This window comes from Vibrio tritonius (assembly GCF_001547935.1).
Classification (GTDB): domain Bacteria; phylum Pseudomonadota; class Gammaproteobacteria; order Enterobacterales; family Vibrionaceae; genus Vibrio; species Vibrio tritonius.
This window is the reverse complement of record NZ_AP014635.1, coordinates 2,465,402-2,484,078: the sequence shown is the minus strand read 5'-3', so window position 1 is coordinate 2,484,078 and position 18,677 is coordinate 2,465,402. Positions and strand designations below refer to the sequence as shown.

Genomic DNA, 18,677 nt, shown 5'->3' with positions numbered 1-18,677 from the left:
ACTAAATTTGCTCATACTTACCGTTAACTATTGTCGCTTGAACCTGAAAGTCTTGATCGAAAATCGCGAGGTTAGCGATGGTGTCTGGTGCGAGTTTGCCCAGTTTATGATCAAGTTTCATCGCTCTGGCGGGATAGAGTGTTGCCATCCGCAAAGCTTCATCTAAAGCGATCCCTACGTGTTCAACTGCATTTTTCACCGCTTGAATCATGGTGAGCGCTGAACCACCAAGTGTGCCATGTTCATCAACACACTTACCATCTCGGTAATATACTTTCTTACCTACAAAAATAAAGTAATCCATTTCAGCGCCTGCGGGAGCTGTGGCATCGGTCACTAATATAAGCTTATCTTGTTTGATTTTCTTCGCAATTCGGATGTTTGCATAATCGACATGGAAACCATCTGCGATAATGCCTGTGTAGATATCAGGAGAGTCATAAACAGCACCAACAGCACCCGGCTCACGACCCGCAATCGAGGACATCGCATTAAAAAGATGCGTTGCAAACGTCATTCCTGAGGCAAAACCAGCTCTGGCTTGTTGGTAGGTACAGTTGGTGTGTCCAAGTGAGACTACGATGCCTGTTTCAGCAAGTTGTTTAATGTGCTTATGGTCATTGACCTCCGGTGCCATGGTCACTTTGGCAATCACATCGTGGTTGGCGCAGATTGTGTCGATCATTGTTTGGTCAGAAGTACGCACGTAATCGATATTGTGAATGCCTTTCTTCTCGGGGTTGAGATAAGGGCCTTCTAGATGCAAACCTAACACTTGGTTTGGATGTTCAGCCATATATTGACGAGTTTCCTCTATGGCTTTGAGCATATCGGCGTCGGATGAAGTGATAAAGGTCGGCAAGAAGCTGGTACAGCCGGATTTCAGGTTGGCATTATGCATGACATCCAGAGCATGAGTTGAAATATCATCATTAAACATCACTCCGCCACAACCATTCAGTTGCAAGTCGATAAAACCGGGAGCAACAATTGCTCCTTTGACGTCAATCTGGTCAATATCTGCTGGCAAGTCTTGTTGAGCGCATATTTGAGTAATGCTGTCATTATTAATCACCACTGCATGTTGGGTTAATCTATCATAGCCAGTATAAATAATGCCGTTAACCAACGCGTACTTCATCTTCAAATCCTTAAATATCTCATAATTCTCGCTGAGACATGTCGCAAGGGGCTGATTTATCCGATCAGCTCGACGCATACCACTCAGTGTAAAACACAGCTTTTTGGTTGTGAGATGTCGAGAGTCGAAGAGAAACTTATTTTCTCGCCCTCATCATCTAGCTAACGTTATAACCTAATGTTATCAAGCAGGAAACATCTAACCAAAAAGATGTTATAAAAACGCATTCTTTTGATGTTTTTATCACCTAAAATCGGGTGATTTACCAACAAAATACCTCTCCTATCATAGCGCGAAACTATCATATTTCATAATGTAAAATAAGTTTCGGGTATGTCACTATTTGTAACACAAGTTCAGCATATTTTGGTGATTGATGTCACAAGAAGTGGGGCTGATTGTTTGCCTAGTTAGCGTAACTGAATACACTGGCGATAACTAAATTGAATGACTAAAAAAAGTCACAATACATTACACATAAAGAACTTACGATACGGAAATCAAACTGGAGAACAACACGTGAACGTTTTAGGTTATGCACAAAAGTTGGGTAAGGCGTTAATGCTGCCGATCGCCACTTTACCCGTTGCCGCCTTATTGCTGCGATTAGGACAGGGAGATCTGTTAGATATCCCATTTATGGCAGCTGCTGGTGGGGCTATTTTTGAAAATCTTCCTCTATTATTTGGTTTGGGGATTGCTGTTGGTTTGTCTGTTGATGGTGCTGGTGCCGCTGGCATTGCTGGTGCCGTTGCGTATTTTGTATTGACAGCCACGACTAAAACCATTGATAGCACGATCAATATGTCGTTCTTTGGTGGTATTTTTGCCGGTATCATTGCTGGTCACTCTTATAACGCTTTTCATAATACTCGCCTGCCTGAATGGTTAGCCTTTTTCTCTGGTAAACGTTTAGTGCCTATCGTGGCAGGGGTGTTTTCTGTTATCGCGGGTGCAATTTTGGGACAAATTTGGCCTAGCATTCAGTCGGGTCTAGACAGTTTGGCGCATGGTATCGCTAACTCTGGTTCTATTGGTGAGTTTGCATACGGCTTGTTAAACCGAGCCTTGATTCCGGTGGGATTACACCATGTACTGAACTCTTATTTCTGGTTTGGTATGGGCAGCTGTCAGGAAGTGTTGGTTTCTGGTGCTCATTCAATGGGGCAGGCGCTACCAGCATTGACTAAGTTGTGTGTAGACCCAACGTTGGCGAAATCGCTAGTGGCTGGTCAGGAACATACTTTCCAATTTAATAATGTCGTGACGCCAGAAGTGACCGCTGTGGTGAATCAAGTGACCGAAACCGTGAAAACCGGTGACTTAAACCGCTTCTTTGGCGGTGATTTAAGTGCTGGTAAATTCATGAATGGTTTCTTCCCTGTAATGATGTTTGGTCTGCCTGGTGCGGCATTGGCAATGTATCTAGCAGCGCCAGCAGAGAAACGCAGCCAAGTGGGTGGTGTGTTATTTTCTGTGGCTTTCTGTGCGTTCCTAACGGGTATTACAGAGCCGCTAGAGTTTCTATTTGTTTTCTTAGCTCCAGCGCTCTATGCATTGCATGCTGTGTTTACTGGTCTTTCTCTCGTGGTCGCCAATATGTTTGGCACGTTAGATGGATTTGGTTTCTCAGCCGGTTTAATTGACTTTGTACTTAACTGGGGTCTAGCGACTAAGCCTGTCACTTTATTGGTTATCGGTATTGTATTCTTCTTCATCTACTTTGTTACGTTCTCGTTTGCTATCAAAGTATTTAAGTTGAAAACGCCAGGCCGTGAAGATGATACTGCATCGGAGTCATCAGCTTCGGTTGCTAAACAGTCCAAAGATGGTTTAGCAAAACAGTATCTTAAAGCACTTGGCGGCCATGAAAACCTAGCAAATATCGATGCGTGTATTACACGCTTGCGTTTGACCGTGAACGACATGAGCGTTATTGATGAACAAACATTGAAATCGTTAGGTGCGATGGGCGTGGTGAAATTAGGTAATAACAATCTTCAAGTGGTGCTTGGCCCACTAGCTGAAATTGTGGCTGGTGAGATGAAATCTATTGATCCAAATGAAGACTTATCTAATGTGACATTGCCATAACGAGCAATCAAGCATACTATTCAGCCCTCCTTTTGGAGGGCTTTTTGTCGCTGGGATGTAGGATATTCGACCAGTAACGATAAATAATCATAAGAAAGCCGCACTTTTTATTGTGCAATACTTCATAATTGTGGATCATTAGCTGCAATAATCTTTGATGTGAGTAGAAAGCCAGTTAAATTGGCTAAACCGCACGAAGAAATTTTTCATACTGACAATACTAAATAAACTAGAGGTGCTATAGATGAGTGAAGCTGAGGCTCGTCCATCGAACTTCATTCGCCAAATCATCGACAAAGATTTAGCGGATGGTAAACACAATAGCGTGCATACTCGTTTCCCACCAGAACCAAATGGTTATCTGCATATTGGGCACGCTAAATCTATCTGTTTGAACTTTGGTATTGCTCAGGACTATCAGGGACAGTGTAACCTTCGTTTTGATGACACTAACCCAGAAAAAGAAGATCTCGAATACGTTGAGTCGATTAAACAAGATGTAAAATGGTTAGGCTTTGAATGGTCTGGAGAGCCTCATTACTCTTCTGATTACTTTGATAAGCTATACGAATATGCAGTTGAATTGATTAACAAAGGCTTAGCGTATGTTGAAGAGCTAAGTCCTGAGCAGATTCGTGAGTACCGTGGTTCATTAACTGAACCAGGTAAACACAGTCCATACCGCGACCGTAGCGTAGAAGAAAACCTCGCGTTGTTTGAAAAAATGCGTACAGGTGGTTTTGCTGAAGGTACGGCATGTTTGCGTGCAAAAATCGATATGGCTTCTTCTTTTATCGTTTTACGTGATCCAGTTCTTTACCGCGTTCGTTTTGCTGACCATCATCAAACCGGTGATAAATGGTGCATTTACCCAATGTACGATTTTACTCACTGTATTTCAGATGCGTTGGAAGGCATTACTCACTCTTTGTGTACACTAGAGTTCCAAGATAACCGTCGTCTTTACGATTGGGTTTTAGACAATATCTCGATTGATTGTCATCCCCGTCAGTACGAATTCAGTCGTCTAAACCTAGAATACACAGTGATGTCTAAGCGTAAGCTTAACCAGTTGGTGACTGAAAAATTGGTTAACGGCTGGGATGATCCTCGTATGCCAACGATTTCTGGCCTACGTCGTCGAGGTTTTACTCCAGAGTCTATGCGAGAGTTCTGTAAGCGTATTGGTGTTACTAAACAAGACAACATGATTGAGTACGGCTCACTGGAATCTTGTATTCGTGATGACCTAAATGAACGTGCTCCACGCGCAATGGCTGTGCTAGATCCAGTTAAAATCGTTATTGAAAACTACGATGCCGATAAAGTTGAGATGCTAAACATCCATAACCATCCAAATAAGCCTGAAATGGGCGATCGCGAAGTGCCATTCACTCGTGAGGTTTGGATTGAGCGTGACGACTTCCGCGAAGAAGCAAACAAAAAATACAAACGTTTGGTTTTAGGCAAAGAAGTGCGTCTACGTGGTGCATACGTGATCAAAGCTGAGCGCATCGAGAAAGATGAGCAAGGTAATATCACCACTATTTACTGTACGTACGATGCCGACACACTAGGTGCTAACCCTGCGGATGGTCGTAAAGTGAAAGGTGTTATTCATTGGGTATCTGTTGCTAAAGCACTTCCTGCTGAAATTCGTCTTTACGAACGTTTGTTTACTGTACCTAACCCTGCTGCAGCGGCGAACTTTGCTGATACGATTAACCCTGAATCATTGGTTAAAGTTCAAGGTTTTGTCGAACCAAGCCTTGCGGAAGCAAAACCTGAGTTTGGTTATCAGTTTGAACGAATTGGTTACTTCTGCGCAGATAACAAAGATTCTAAAGCCGATGCTTTGGTCTTCAACCGCACAGTTGGTCTGCGTGATACTTGGGCCAAAATTGATGCAGCGTAACCTGTTGCAGTAAGAAAATGTTAAAGCCAGCGTTAATGCTGGCTTTATTTTTGTTTCAAGATTACATACGCTGTTGTAGGTCAGGTGGACGTTTGAAACAAATTAGTGTGAGATTTATGCGATTATTAGTAGCTACACACATTTTTTGCGTTTCTTTCTGTAGTTTTGTCCCATGATTCCGATATATTTAACAGATCTCATTTTAATTTATCCAAGCACATAGCTGAGCCTTATATGCGTCAATTTTTTAAGCGTTTGCTATTGCCCGTTGCAGTAGCAGCCGTGACTCAGACTTCTGTTGTGAGTGCGGAGGGGATTCGTCTTCTCGGGCCGTCAGGCCAAGTTCAATCAGCCCCTCAATATAACAGTGAAGTCGTGCGTAATACGCAAGCTGTCGCTGCTGAAAATCAGCCAGCTCGATTTTTTGGTCCAACGACGGCCAGAGATACTTTATGGTCAATTGCGACAGAGTTACGACCTTCAACTCGAGTGTCTGTTCAACAGACGCTCCTAGCGATTTATCGTCTTAATCCTCAAGCGTTTGAAAATCAGAATATCCACACCCTGATACCGGGGAGTACTTTACGGATTCCATCATTAGCTCAAGTCCAAAGAGCAACGACTCAAGAAGCGGTGCGTGTAATGCAAGCGCATCAAGCTCGCTTAGCAAATGAGACGAGGACTCCGGCACCAACGACTGCGCCGTCAACGCCAGTAACACAAACACCAAAAAGTGCAGTTGATACCACGACAAAAGCTGCGTCAACTCAAACTCAAGTTGAAAATACTGCGAATAAAGAAGCGGCCATTTTACAAAAAGAACTCACAAGCTCTCAAAGTGAATTGTTGGCTCTGGAAGAAAAGAACCATCGTTTACGCCTAATGCTCAGCGATGTTCAAACAGAAGTGACCGATCTAAAACAGCAGTTAGGTGATGAAAACCGTATTCGTAGCGAAGTTGAAAAACTGCTAGCAGAGGAAAAACTGAAGCGAGAAGAAGCGGCTCGTTTAGCACCGTCGTCAATGGATCGTTTGTTATCCAATACTTGGCTGGTGGCCGGTTTGGCACTTATCCCTGGCGTACTTATTGCGTTACTGATTGTGATGCTGCTGAATCGTCGTGCAGGTAAAAAAGAAGAAGAAACAGAAATACTTGAGCAGCCAGCTCCCGTCACTGATGAGCCAATTACCCTTGGTGATGAACCAATGGATATGGATGATGATGATCTCAAGTTGGATGAAGATTTGTTCGGTGATTCAGATGATCTTGGAGAAGAAGCGCTCTTTGATGATTCAGTAACGGATGAGAACGAAGAGGAAGACCTGCTCTCTGAGCTGAGTACTGATGACATTGACTTTGATTTAGGGGATGAAGACGGGGAAGACCTCTTTGCCGGAATTGGTGATGATGGCGACCTTGATGATGACTTGTCGAATTCTGTTCTAGAAGATGAACCTGCAATTGGTTTGGATGAAATGCAGCGTACGCTGGATGAAGAAGCTGATGAGGCTGGTTCAGATATTTTCGACCTATCCGATGACGATGATAATTCAGCAATATCTCAAGATGACATTGAAGACCTGTTAGCTGGTGATACGGATGAGGGAGAAGATTTAGACTCCGACTCATTGGATCAATCTCTGCTTGATGAATTACTAGCAAGCGGAGAGAGTGACCCAAGTGATGAAGAGGTCGACTTTAGCTCTTTCCTTGACGACGATGATGCAGCTACTACCAATGAATTGGATTTAGGCGAAGTTGCATTAGATGATGATAACGATCTCGACTTAAGTGACAGCTTAGCGTCTGACGATGAATTAGATTCGTTATTCGACAACATAGAATCACAAGCAGATCTTGAGACGTTAGAAAAAGAAGCTCTTGATGAAAGTGAATTAAGTGCTGAATTGGCAACATCTGAGGAAGAGGAGTTACTAAATCAGTTACTTGATGAAGAAGCTGGTGGCTCAGATGCGCCAATCGTAGAAGATGATAGTGTCGCACTGCTTGATGAGCTATTACAAGAGCCGGAAGATCTACAGCATGCTGAAGAGGATGATGATCTTCTCGCCAAGCTCGAGACCGGCGAGACACTTGATGAGCTTCTAAATGAAGATGATGCGGAAGAGGATTTCGATCTATCCGATGACAGTATTGAGCTTTTAGATGAGTTTATTGATGAAGAGTCTTCTAGTAATGATTTGAATTTGGCCGAAGATCCTGATCTCTTGGCGATGGAGAAAGAGTCTCCGGAAGCGGGTGAGGATACCGATGGCGTAGATCTGTTTGATGAATTGCTTGAGATTGAACAATCGACGGCAGAACAAGAAGAGCCGGAACAATTAGAAGAATCAGAAGATCCAGAAGAGCCTTTTGATAGCGAACACTTTATTGATGATTTGATTAGTAACGTTCCCGAGCAAGATCCACTGCTAGGTGAGTTTGATTTTGCCGCGGATTCAGAACAGGCTCGTTCAGATGATGAGTTTGATTTCAATCCTGAAATTGAAGGGACGGATTCTAGTACACCAGAGCCGGTGGCCAACGAATTTGGTGTCCCTCAAGCAGACGATTGGTTAATCGATGACGAGGACGAAATCGCGCCTCTTGAAGAAGATGCCATCTTTGATTTGGCTGAGCAAGAGCTGCCTGAAAACAGTGACCGAGACGAATTAGAAGAGAGCGAGAGCCAACCTCAGCCAGAATTGGAAACTCTTGAACCGCAAGTTGATTTGGATTCTGATGCGGAGGAAGACGCAGAATCTTCGCCTGAAATAGAGCATGAAGAAGAGTCAGTCCTTGCTCATCAACAGCCCGAGGAACAACAAGAAGATGAAGTTGCTCCGGACGGAGTTGAACTGGATGAGGTAGACACTCCTAGCGTTGTTGAAGATGAACAAGTTATTCCTGAACCACTGGAAGATGTGGCTGAAGCGCCTGTGGAAGCGGAAGAGGAAGTTGAGCCTGCCGCACCTGCTGAATCGGAAGTGGTGGAAGATGAATTCGCGTTAGACGACGATTTTGACCTAGGCGAGCTTGAATTAGGTGACGAAGAGCTACCTGAGTTTACCGAAGAAGATGCATTAGCTGCAGCGGCAGATGAGCCAGCAGAAATCGCTGAAGCGCCTGTTGAGGCTAAAGAGCAAGTTGAGCCTGCCGCACCTGCTGAATCGGAAGTGGCGGAAGATGAATTCGCGTTAGACGACGATTTTGACCTAGGCGAGCTTGAATTAGGTGATGAAGCGTTACCTGAGTTTACCGAAGAGGATGCATTAGCTGCAGCGGCAGATGAGCCAACAGAAATCGCTGAAGCGCCTGTTGAAGCAGAAGAGCAAGTTGAGCCTGCCGCACCTGCTGAATCGGAAGTAGCGGAAGATGAATTCGCGTTAGACGACGATTTTGACCTAGGCGAGCTTGAATTAGGTGACGAAGAGCTACCTGAGTTTACCGAAGAAGATGCATTAGCTGCAGCGGCAGATGAGCCAGCAGAAATCGCTGAAACGCCTGTTGAGGCTAAAGAGCAAGTTGAGCCTGCCGCACCTGCTGAATCGGAAGTGGCGGAAGATGAATTCGCGTTAGACGACGATTTTGACCTAGGCGAGCTTGAATTAGGTGATGAAGAGTTACTTGAATTTACTGAAGAAGATGCATTAGCTTCAGTAGCAGACGAGCCAGCAGAAATCGCTGAAACGCCTGTGGAAGCAGAAGAGCAAGTTGAGCCAGCCGCACCAGCTGAATCGGAAGTGGCGGAAGATGAATTCGCGTTAGACGACGATTTTGACCTAGGCGAGCTTGAATTAGGTGATGAAGCGTTACCTGAGTTTACCGAAGAGGATGCATTAGCTGCAGCGGCAGATGAGCCAGCAGAAATCGCTGAAGCGCCTGTTGAAGCAGAAGAGCAAGTTGAGCCTGCCGCACCTGCTGAATCGGAAGTGGCGGAAGATGAATTCGCGTTAGACGACGATTTTGACTTAGGCGAGCTTGAATTAGGTGACGAAGAGCTACCTGAGTTTACCGAAGAAGATGCATTAGCCGCAGCGGCAGATGAGCCAGCAGAAATCGCTGAATCGCCTGTTGAAGCAGAAGAGCAAGTTGAACCTGCCGCACCTGCTGAATCGGAAGTCGCGGAAGATGAATTCGCGTTAGACGACTTTGACCTAGGCGATCTTGAATTAGGTGATGAAGAGTTACCTGAGTTTACCGAAGAAGATGCATTAGCTGCAGCGGCAGATGAGCCAGCAGAAATCGCTGAAACACCTGTTGAGGCTAAAGAGCAAGTAGAGACCGCCGCACCTGCTGAATCGGAAGTAGCGGAAGATGAGTTCGCGTTAGACGACGATTTTGACCTAGGCGATCTTGAATTAGGTGATGAAGAGTTACCTGAATTTACCGAAGAGGATGCATTAGCTTCAGTAGCAGACGAGCCTGGAGAAACTTTAACGGAAGATCCGATTACAGATGATGAGTTTGAATTAGCGGACTTTGAAGTTGGTGAGGATGAGCTTCCTGAATTCACTGAAGAAGATGCCTTAGCTGCTGCATTTGGCGAGTCAGATGAACATGCCGCTCAAGCGGATGACAATAATGTTCTATCGAATGATGCAGATTTAGATGACGAACAAGTGTTATCTAATGATCAGCTTGGTGAAGCGGATTCTGAGCCCTCACAAGAGAAAGTTGCAAAATCTGCTGGAGAGATTGAACAAGAGTACCAAGAACAATCTCTCAATAACTGGTTAGATGAAACGCAAAGTGAACAAGCTCCATTCCGTTTTGACCAGCCTATCGACGCGCGTACGATTGATAGTGCAGGTATGGACCTCGACGCTATGTTGGAAGTGGGAGGAGAAGATTGGAATGGTTTTAATCTCACTCCAGAGCAACAGGCTGAGATTCCAGATGACGTACCAGCAGAAGAAGAAGCGGTATGGAATGACACAATTCAGAATCAATCACCAGAAGTGGCTGAAGAGAATTGGGGCCAACAAGAAAACATCGAAAATTATGAACCGAATAAAAAGTACATGACAATCGATGAGTTGATGGCTCAAGTGGAAGAAGACGATGAACGCTTTAATCCAGATGATGAAGATCTCAAATTGGATGTCGGTTTAAATGAGTTTCCTGATGTGATTGGCGCGATATCTAATGTTGATGTCGATCTAAACGCAGAAGCTGCAGGAAAACTGGATCTCGCCAAAATGTACGTTGAAATGAACGATAATAAAGGTGCGATAAAGCTTCTAGAAGAAGCGATTGTTGATGGAGATGACGAAATTCGTCGTCAAGCGAAACACCTAATCGATGTTCTTAATGGGCGCGCGTAAAGTAAAGAAAAGGCAGGAATTCCTGCCTTTTTCGTTGAGTAATTAGAAATTGTGGCTAATTGATATTATACTTCTCGCCCCATTTTTAACGAGAGAACATCATGAGAATCGCTTTAGGTATTGAGTATAATGGCGCTCATTACTTTGGTTGGCAACGACAACGGGAAGTGAAAAGTGTCCAAGAATCGTTAGAAAAGGCGCTAAGTGTTGTTGCAAATCACCCGATAGAAGTTCAGTGTGCTGGCCGCACTGATGCGGGGGTTCACGGTACGGGGCAGGTTGTGCATTTTGATACAACTGCAACTCGTAAAATGGTGGCATGGACTATGGGCGCAAATGCGAACATGCCCAAAGACATTGCTGTGCGTTGGGCGAAAGAAGTTCCGGAAGAATTTCATGCTCGTTTTAGTGCAACAGCGCGTCGCTACCGCTATATTATTTACAATCATGCTTACCGTCCGGCTATTTTGGACAAAGGCATTAGCCATTACCACGGCGATTTAGATGCAGAAAAAATGCATCTCGCTGGTCAATATTTATTAGGCGAAAATGATTTCACGTCATTTCGTGCTGCGCACTGTCAGTCACGAAGCCCTTGGCGTAACGTTATGCATTTAAATGTCTCTCGACATGGGCATTTTATTGTGGTTGATATTAAAGCAAATGCTTTCGTACACCATATGGTGCGTAATATCGTTGGTAGTTTGATCGTGGTTGGTCGCGGTGAACAACCAACAGAATGGATTCAATGGTTATTGCAGGCAAAAGACCGTAATTTGGCAGGACCAACTGCTAAAGCGGAAGGTCTGTATTTAGTGGAAGTGGATTATCCACAGGAGTTTGATTTACCTAAAGTTCCAGTTGGTCCGTTATTTTTACCGGACAACCTGAACTAGTTGGATAAAATTGCATCAAAAACTCCAAAGAGATATGCGTGAAACGGTACGAAAAAATAGGTACAACCAGTTTTTTGTGCAAAGATAGTAACTTATGTGGTTTAATCCTCACGCATTAATATTCGATTTGTATCTTTCGCGATGGTGCGGGAGAGTTAGAGTAAAAGGTCTTCCATGAGTTGGCTCGAAAAGATTTTAGACAAAACCCATATTGTTAGTTCTCGCAAAGCAAACATTCCTGAGGGGGTGTGGACGAAATGTACTTCATGTGAGCAGGTTCTGTATTACGCAGAGCTAGAGCGCAACTTGGAAGTCTGTCCTAAGTGTAATCATCATATGCGAATGAAGGCGCGTCGTCGTCTAGAAACATTCTTAGATGATAGCAGTCGTTACGAAATTGCAGCAGAACTTGAACCTCAAGATAAATTGAAGTTTAAAGACTCTAAACGCTACAAAGAACGTATTGCTGCAGCGCAAAAAAACAGTGGTGAAAAAGACGCATTGATCGCAATGAAAGGCGAAGTAATGTCTGTACCTGTTGTGGCGTGTGCATTTGAGTTCTCTTTCATGGGCGGTTCTATGGGCTCTGTTGTCGGTGCTCGTTTTGTACAAGCTGTTGAAGAAGCTATCAAACACAACTGTGGTTTGGTGTGTTTTTCAGCAAGTGGTGGTGCACGTATGCAAGAGGCCCTCATGTCTCTAATGCAAATGGCGAAAACCAGTGCTGCTTTAGAGCGCTTATCAGCAAAAGGCCTGCCTTTTATTTCTGTGCTGACTGACCCAACGATGGGTGGTGTATCTGCAAGTCTGGCGATGCTAGGTGATATCAATATTGGTGAACCGAAAGCACTAATTGGTTTTGCTGGTCGTCGCGTTATCGAACAAACTGTGCGTGAAGATTTACCAGAAGGTTTCCAACGCAGTGAGTTCTTACTAGAGCACGGAGCAATCGACATGATCGTTGATCGCCGCGAAATGCGCACACGTGTTGCTGGTCTATTGGCTAAAATGACTCACCACGAAACTCCGCTAGTCACTGAAGAAGATGCAGAACAAGAAGAATCATATTCTGTACCAGAAGCGGATAAAAAAGGGTAAAGTAGGCACTAACTAAACCAACGGAAATATGGTTACACGTTAGATGAAACATATCCTTATTCCTCAAGCCACATCCCCACTAGCGGTGTGGCTTGATTATTTAACTCATATTCACTCTTCTGCTATCGATCTTGGTCTTGAGCGCGTGTCAAAAGTCGCTGAAAAGGCAAGATTGACCAAACCGGCACCCACTATCATCACAGTTGCTGGCACTAACGGCAAAGGCTCCACTTGTGCGCTCATGGAAGCTATTCTTTTGGCTGCGGGATACAAGGTTGGTGTTTACAGCTCCCCTCACTTGATTCGTTACAACGAGCGCGTTCGTATCAATGGTCAAGAACTATCCGATGAAAAACACACTGATGCATTCGCGTATATCGAAGAACAACGCGGTGATGTGTCGTTAAGCTTGTTTGAGTTTGGCACGTTAGCAGCATTAAGAATTTTTCAGACCGAAAAAGTCGAAATCCTGCTACTGGAAGTAGGGTTAGGTGGTCGCCTGGATGCGACCAACGTTGTTGACCATGATGTGTCAGTCATTACCAGTCTTGCTGTTGACCATGTTGATTGGCTGGGTGATGACATCAATGTGATTGGTTATGAAAAAGCCGGCATCTACCGAGGTGGCAAACCCGCAATTTGTGGTCAACCGAAGCCGCCAGCCACGGTTGCAGCCCATGCAGATGATATTGGTGCTGAGTTCTATCAAGTGGGGATTCAGTTTGATTATGAGGTGACTTCAGAGACAACTTGGCGTTGGCACAATGGCAGTTTTGATTTAGACCATTTACCCATTCCAACATTGCCATTACCCAATGCGGCAACAGCATTGATGGCATTAGGCACCGCAGGGCTTGAGATCACTGACGTTGATATTGTTAATGGTTTGAATAACGCTCAATTAGCGGGTCGTATGCAGAAAATCCATACTGCTCCTTTGATTCTGCTTGATGTGGCACATAACCCTCACTCTGCACAATATTTGGTTAATCAACTTAAAGCCCGTTATCCAAACCAAAAAGTTCATTTAGTGGTCGGCATGTTACACGATAAAGACATTACTTCGACGATGTCGATTTTGGCTCCTATTGTGGAACATTGGTATCCAGCTTCTCTTACCGGGCCTCGAGCCGCTACCGCAAAGGAGCTGGTGGAAAACATCCAACTTCATACAGAAGAATCTCTACAGCAATTTAATACACCAGTTGAGGCTTTTGAAGCAGCGTTGACACAAGTATCTGCTGAGGATGTCATAGTCGTCGCCGGTTCATTCCACACCGTTGGTGAGGTGCTGGAGCATTGGCAAAGTAAAGGAGAATAAATGGCGAGCAAGTTTCAAAGCCGTTTGGTAGGTACCATCGTCTTAGTTGCGTTTGGTGTAATTATTTTACCGGATGTGTTGGATGGACAAAAAACACATTACAAAGATGATGTTGCCAGTATTCCAATTAAGCCAGAGCTAGACAGCCAAGCTGAACAGTTTGAGGTACTTGACCCGGTTGAAGATAAAGCCACTTTGCCCAAGACACCCGTAACGGTGACGGAAGAGCAAACGAAAGCATCAGCCAATAAGCCGTTAAAAACGGAAGTTCAAGAGACACCTGATACGAATGCTTACCAAGATGATGCTTGGTTGATTCAACTGATGGCTTTGAAGAATGCAGATAACGCTAAAACTTTAGTAAAAGACTTGCAGAAAAGAGGCTATCAAGCTCATACGAAACAAGAAAATGGTTTTACACGAGTAATTGTCGGCCCTGATGTGTCAAAGAGCAAATTGGAGCGTCAACTCGGTGAATTGGAAAAAATCACCGGTGCAAAAGGTCAATTGCTTAAATTTAAACCACTAAACCCATAAGAAAACGTTTGCGTCGTGCGTTTTTCTGTTAAAATGCGCGCCAACTTAAGATGTAAAAACTCATGAATTGGTTAGATATCGTCATTTTAAGTGTGATCGGGCTATCTGCTTTGATCAGTTTGATTCGTGGCTTTGCTAAGGAAGCATTGTCGTTAGTGATTTGGTTTGGAGCATTTTTTATTGCTTCGCAGTATTACTCCCGTTTGGCAGTGTACTTAACCAACATCCAAAATGAGACATTCCGCGATGGGGCAGCAATTGGTATTTTGTTTGTTGCCACATTGATTGTCGGAGCCATTGTTAACTATGTGATAGCACAATTAGTGCAGAAGACGGGCCTATCTGGTACAGACCGAGTTTTAGGTGTGGTGTTTGGTGCGTTGCGTGGCGTTTTAATCGTTGCAGCCGCTTTAGTCTTTATTGACACGTTCACTAACTTTGCCGCCGCTGATTGGTGGCAAAATTCAGAACTCGTGCCTAAATTTAAACCGATTATAGAGCCGTTCTTTGAGCACATAATGTCATCATCAAGTTTTATGTCTGGCGCTTAACCGCGCCAGTTATTGTCGCAAATCGAGGATTAGCACATGTGTGGTATTGTTGGAATCGTGGGCACAACGCCTGTAAACCAGTCTATCTATGACGCATTAACGGTATTGCAGCATCGTGGCCAAGATGCCGCGGGTATTTGTACCATAGAAAGCAATCGTTTCCGTCTGCGCAAGGCGAACGGTTTAGTTAAGGATGTGTTCGAAGCAAGACACATGCAAAGACTGCAGGGTACAGTGGGTATTGGTCATGTTCGTTACCCAACAGCAGGCAGCTCAAGCGCTTCTGAAGCTCAACCTTTCTATGTTAACTCTCCTTTCGGTATTACGTTGGCACACAACGGTAACCTCACCAATGCAAGTGAAGTTCGTCAACGCGTGTTTGATAAAGACCGCCGCCACGTAAACACCACATCTGATTCAGAAGTTCTTTTGAACGTTCTTGCTCATGAAATTGATACTGTTCGCGGCAATGTGAACGAAGACGATGTATTCCGCGCGGTAGCTAACGTTCACCGTACTATCAAAGGTGCTTACGCGGTTGTGGCTATGATTATCGGTCACGGTATGATCGCATTTCGCGACCCGCACGGAATTCGCCCTTTATGTCTTGGCAAGCGTGTTGTTAATGGTCGTACTGAATACATGGCAGCCTCTGAATCTGTTGCGCTCGATGCGGTTGGTTTTGATTTTGTTCGTGATGTCGCACCAGGCGAAGCAATTTATGTAACATTTGATGGTCAGCTATTTTCTAAGCAATGTGCTGATAACCCACAATTGAACCCATGTATTTTCGAGTTTGTTTACTTTGCTCGTCCAGACTCATTTATCGATAAAATTTCTGTGTACAGTGCTCGTGTTGAAATGGGCATTAAATTAGGTGAGCGTATCAAGAATGAATTTTCTGATTTAGATATTGATGTGGTCATTCCTATCCCAGAAACGTCTAATGATATCGCGTTACGTATTGCACAAGCGATTGATAAACCATACCGCCAAGGTTTTGTGAAAAACCGTTATGTTGGCCGTACGTTTATTATGCCGGGCCAACAACAACGTAAAAAATCCGTTCGCCGTAAGTTGAACGCAATCCGCTCTGAGTTTAAAGACAAGAACGTATTGTTAGTAGATGACTCTATTGTTCGTGGTACCACATCTGAGCAGATCATTGAGATGGCTCGAGATTCAGGCGCGAAGAAGGTATACATGGTTTCTGCGGCTCCTGAGATTCGTTTCCCTAACGTGTATGGCATTGATATGCCAAGTGCGAATGAGTTGATTGCGCATGGTCGTGATAACGATGCGATTTGTAAGCAAATCGGCGCTGATGCATTAATTTTCCAAACGTTAGAAGATTTGGTTGAAGCCGTTGGTCTAGGAAATCCTGATATTGAACAATTTGAAACAGCTGTGTTCAATGGCCAATACGTAACAGGTGATATCGACCAAGCTTATTTGGACCACTTGGATGCAATGCGTAACGATGACGCCAAAGAGATTCAAGAGCTAAAGCAAGATCTCGCTAACCTAGAGTTGTATAACGAAGGGGCTTAATAGCTTCGTTTACCGAACAATGAAAAAGGGCTTGGATTTTCCAAGCCCTTTTTGTTGGACCTCAATTCAAGATACAAAAAAATTCAAGATACAAAAAAGCAGCGCTAGTGCGCTGCTTTTGACTTTAGTTTGAATGATTACCACAGTTTGAATGGTTACAGCACCATTGCCGCAATCCAACCAAAGATAATCAAAGGTACGTTGTAGTGAATAAACGTAGGAACCACGGTTTCCCAAATGTGTTCGTGCTGACCGTCTGCGTTTAAGCCTGAGGTTGGGCCTAAGGTGGAGTCTGAAGCCGGTGAGCCAGCATCGCCTAACGCCGCCGCCGTACCCACTAGCGCGATTGTTGCCATTGGTGAGAAGCCAAATGCCAACGCCAGTGGAACATAGATGGTAGCAATAATAGGAATCGTTGAGAAAGAAGAACCAATCCCCATCGTAACCAGTAGGCCAACAACTAACATCAGAAGTGCTGCAAGGGGTTTGTTGTCACCAATGCCAGTCGACAAGGCGTGAACCAAAGATTCTACACCACCAGTTGCTTTCATTACGGCAGCAAAACCGGCAGCTGAAATCATGATAAAGCCAATCATTGCCATCATATGGACACCTTGGGTAAAGACATCGTGTGTCTCTTTCCACGCAATCACACCACCAAAGGTAAACACCATAAAGCCAGCTAATGCACCAATGATCATTGATCCTGTCACTAGTTGAACGGCTAGAGCAGCAATGATGCCAAGGGCTGCAATGGCAATGTGTTTTTTATTGATGGTAATGGCTTTTTGTTCTGTCGAAGTGTGTTCAGTTGCTCGATATTCGCGTGGTTTACGGTAAGTAAAGAATACTGCGATTAACAGACCGAAAAGCATACCCGCACCGGGTAATAACATTGCTGTTGGGACTTGCGCTGCCGTCACATCTGTTAGCCCGTTATCATGTAAGTTTTTCAGCAAAATATTGTTGAGAAAGATACCGCCAAAGCCGATTGGCAAAACCATGTATGGTGTAATCAAACCAAAGGTCAGGACACAAGCCACAAGGCGACGGTCAAGTTTGAGTTTGGCAAATACACCTAGCAAAGGTGGAATCAAAATCGGGATGAAGGCAATATGCACCGGAATGACGTTTTGTGATGAAACTGCCATCAATAGTAGAGCCACTAGAACGCCATACTTTAGCCCAGTGGTGGGGGCGTTGTTCTCTTTGCCATGCAGCTTTTTGATAACAAATTGCGCAAGCAAATCTGTGATGCCGGAGCGAGAGATAGCTACAGCAAATGTTCCTAGCATAGCGTAGCTCAGTGCGATAGTCGCACCACCACCAAGGCCGCTTTCAAATGCGGCAACCGAATCGGGTAGGCTCATGCCCGATACCAATCCACCCACGATAGCACTAAAGGTGAGCGCTACCACTACATTGACTCGCATTAATGCTAGCACCAGCATTATGCAGACAGAAATAACTACAGGATTCATATATTTCTCGAACGTTTACGTCTTTTATTTTCTCACCGAAATGGAGGGAGTGATTCTCGTTAAATGGAATCAAAAGACATTGTAAGTATTTTTATGCGTTGTCTTCTTCGTCGTCAGCTAATAAAGGCCAGCCGCCAAGGGCTTTCCATTTATTGACGATACCACAGAATAATTGAGCCGTTTGCTCGGTATCGTAAAGGGCTGAGTGAGCTTCATGATTATCGAAATCCATCCCTGCAGTACGACAAGCTTTAGCTAAGACAGTTTGACCATAAGCAAGCCCTGCAAGCGTTGCTGTATCGAAGGTAGCGAAAGGATGAAATGGAACGCGTTTCATTTTGCAGCGTTCACTCGCTGCCATCACAAAGTTGTGATCAAAGGTAGCATTGTGAGCAACGATAATAGCGCGACTACAATCAGCCGCTTTTTGCTCTTTTCGCACTTGTTTATAGATCTCTTTTAGCGCGTGCTCTTCGCTAACTGCACCGCGAAGTGGGCTAAATGGGTCATAAATACCGTTGAACTCCAATGCCGCTTTTTCGATATTAGCGCCTTCAAATGGCTCAACATGAAAATGAATAGTCGAGGCAGGATGGAGATCGCCATGTTCGTCCATACGCAGGGTGACTGCGCATATTTCCAACAAAGCGTCAGTTTGTGCATTGAATCCGGCTGTTTCTACATCAATAACCACTGGAAAATAGCCACGAAAGCGTTTTTTCAGGGTGAGTGCTTCATCTACTTCTTTCATGTGTACCCTAGTA

Annotated in this window: 12 protein-coding genes; 9 read left to right on the top strand and 3 right to left on the bottom strand. The window is 44.4% G+C overall.

Translation table 11 applies throughout. The annotated features are described in order from the left end of the window. Window position 1: 1 nt before the first annotated feature. Entirely contained in the window at window positions 2–1,141 is a 1,140-nt protein-coding gene (nagA, locus tag JCM16456_RS10965) for an N-acetylglucosamine-6-phosphate deacetylase (RefSeq protein ID WP_068714275.1), read from the bottom strand. Between the two features lie 519 nt (window positions 1,142–1,660). Between nagA and nagE the strand changes: the two genes are divergently transcribed. The 9 genes from nagE (at window position 1,661) to purF (ending at window position 16,432) form a co-directional block, all read left to right on the top strand. Further along, the gene (gene nagE, locus JCM16456_RS10960) at window positions 1,661–3,235 is read left to right on the top strand and encodes an N-acetylglucosamine-specific PTS transporter subunit IIBC (RefSeq protein ID WP_068714272.1); all 1,575 of its coding nucleotides are present in this window, start codon (window positions 1,661–1,663) and stop codon (window positions 3,233–3,235) included. Window positions 3,236–3,479: 244 nt separating this feature from the next. Beyond that, the gene (glnS, locus tag JCM16456_RS10955) at window positions 3,480–5,150 is read left to right on the top strand and encodes a glutamine--tRNA ligase (protein WP_068714270.1); all 1,671 of its coding nucleotides are present in this window, start codon (window positions 3,480–3,482) and stop codon (window positions 5,148–5,150) included. Between the two features lie 234 nt (window positions 5,151–5,384). Beyond that, window positions 5,385–10,478 carry a FimV/HubP family polar landmark protein gene (locus tag JCM16456_RS10950; RefSeq protein ID WP_068714268.1) on the top strand — a complete coding sequence of 1,698 codons (5,094 nt, stop codon included), beginning with the start codon at window positions 5,385–5,387 and terminating at the stop codon, window positions 10,476–10,478. Between the two features lie 101 nt (window positions 10,479–10,579). Beyond that, a complete protein-coding gene (truA, locus tag JCM16456_RS10945) occupies window positions 10,580–11,374 on the top strand; it encodes a tRNA pseudouridine(38-40) synthase TruA (RefSeq protein WP_068714263.1) in 795 nt (264 codons plus the stop codon). A gap of 174 nt (window positions 11,375–11,548) precedes the next feature. Beyond that, window positions 11,549–12,472 carry an acetyl-CoA carboxylase, carboxyltransferase subunit beta gene (gene accD, locus JCM16456_RS10940; RefSeq protein WP_068714261.1) on the top strand — a complete coding sequence of 308 codons (924 nt, stop codon included), beginning with the start codon at window positions 11,549–11,551 and terminating at the stop codon, window positions 12,470–12,472. 43 nt (window positions 12,473–12,515) lie between these two features. Further along, the gene (folC, locus tag JCM16456_RS10935; RefSeq protein ID WP_068714259.1) at window positions 12,516–13,793 is read left to right on the top strand and encodes a bifunctional tetrahydrofolate synthase/dihydrofolate synthase; all 1,278 of its coding nucleotides are present in this window, start codon (window positions 12,516–12,518) and stop codon (window positions 13,791–13,793) included. Further along, window positions 13,794–14,330, top strand: a complete 537-nt coding sequence (locus tag JCM16456_RS10930) for an SPOR domain-containing protein (RefSeq protein ID WP_068714258.1) — start codon at window positions 13,794–13,796, stop codon at window positions 14,328–14,330. 62 nt (window positions 14,331–14,392) lie between these two features. Continuing rightward, window positions 14,393–14,881 (top strand): CvpA family protein, encoded by a 489-nt coding sequence (locus JCM16456_RS10925; RefSeq protein ID WP_068714257.1) that lies wholly within the window; start codon window positions 14,393–14,395, stop codon window positions 14,879–14,881. A 36-nt stretch (window positions 14,882–14,917) separates the two neighbouring features. Next, window positions 14,918–16,432, top strand: coding sequence for an amidophosphoribosyltransferase (gene purF / locus JCM16456_RS10920; RefSeq protein WP_068714256.1), 1,515 nt, complete (start codon window positions 14,918–14,920; stop codon window positions 16,430–16,432). A gap of 155 nt (window positions 16,433–16,587) precedes the next feature. Here purF and JCM16456_RS10915 read toward each other — a convergent pair whose 3' ends face one another. Continuing rightward, window positions 16,588–17,913, bottom strand: coding sequence for a Na+/H+ antiporter family protein (locus JCM16456_RS10915; RefSeq protein WP_068714249.1), 1,326 nt, complete (start codon window positions 17,911–17,913; stop codon window positions 16,588–16,590). A 91-nt stretch (window positions 17,914–18,004) separates the two neighbouring features. After that, window positions 18,005–18,664: a ribonuclease T gene (gene rnt / locus JCM16456_RS10910; protein WP_068714248.1), complete on the bottom strand. Its 660-nt coding sequence runs from the start codon at window positions 18,662–18,664 to the stop codon at window positions 18,005–18,007. Window positions 18,665–18,677 lie beyond the last annotated feature (13 nt).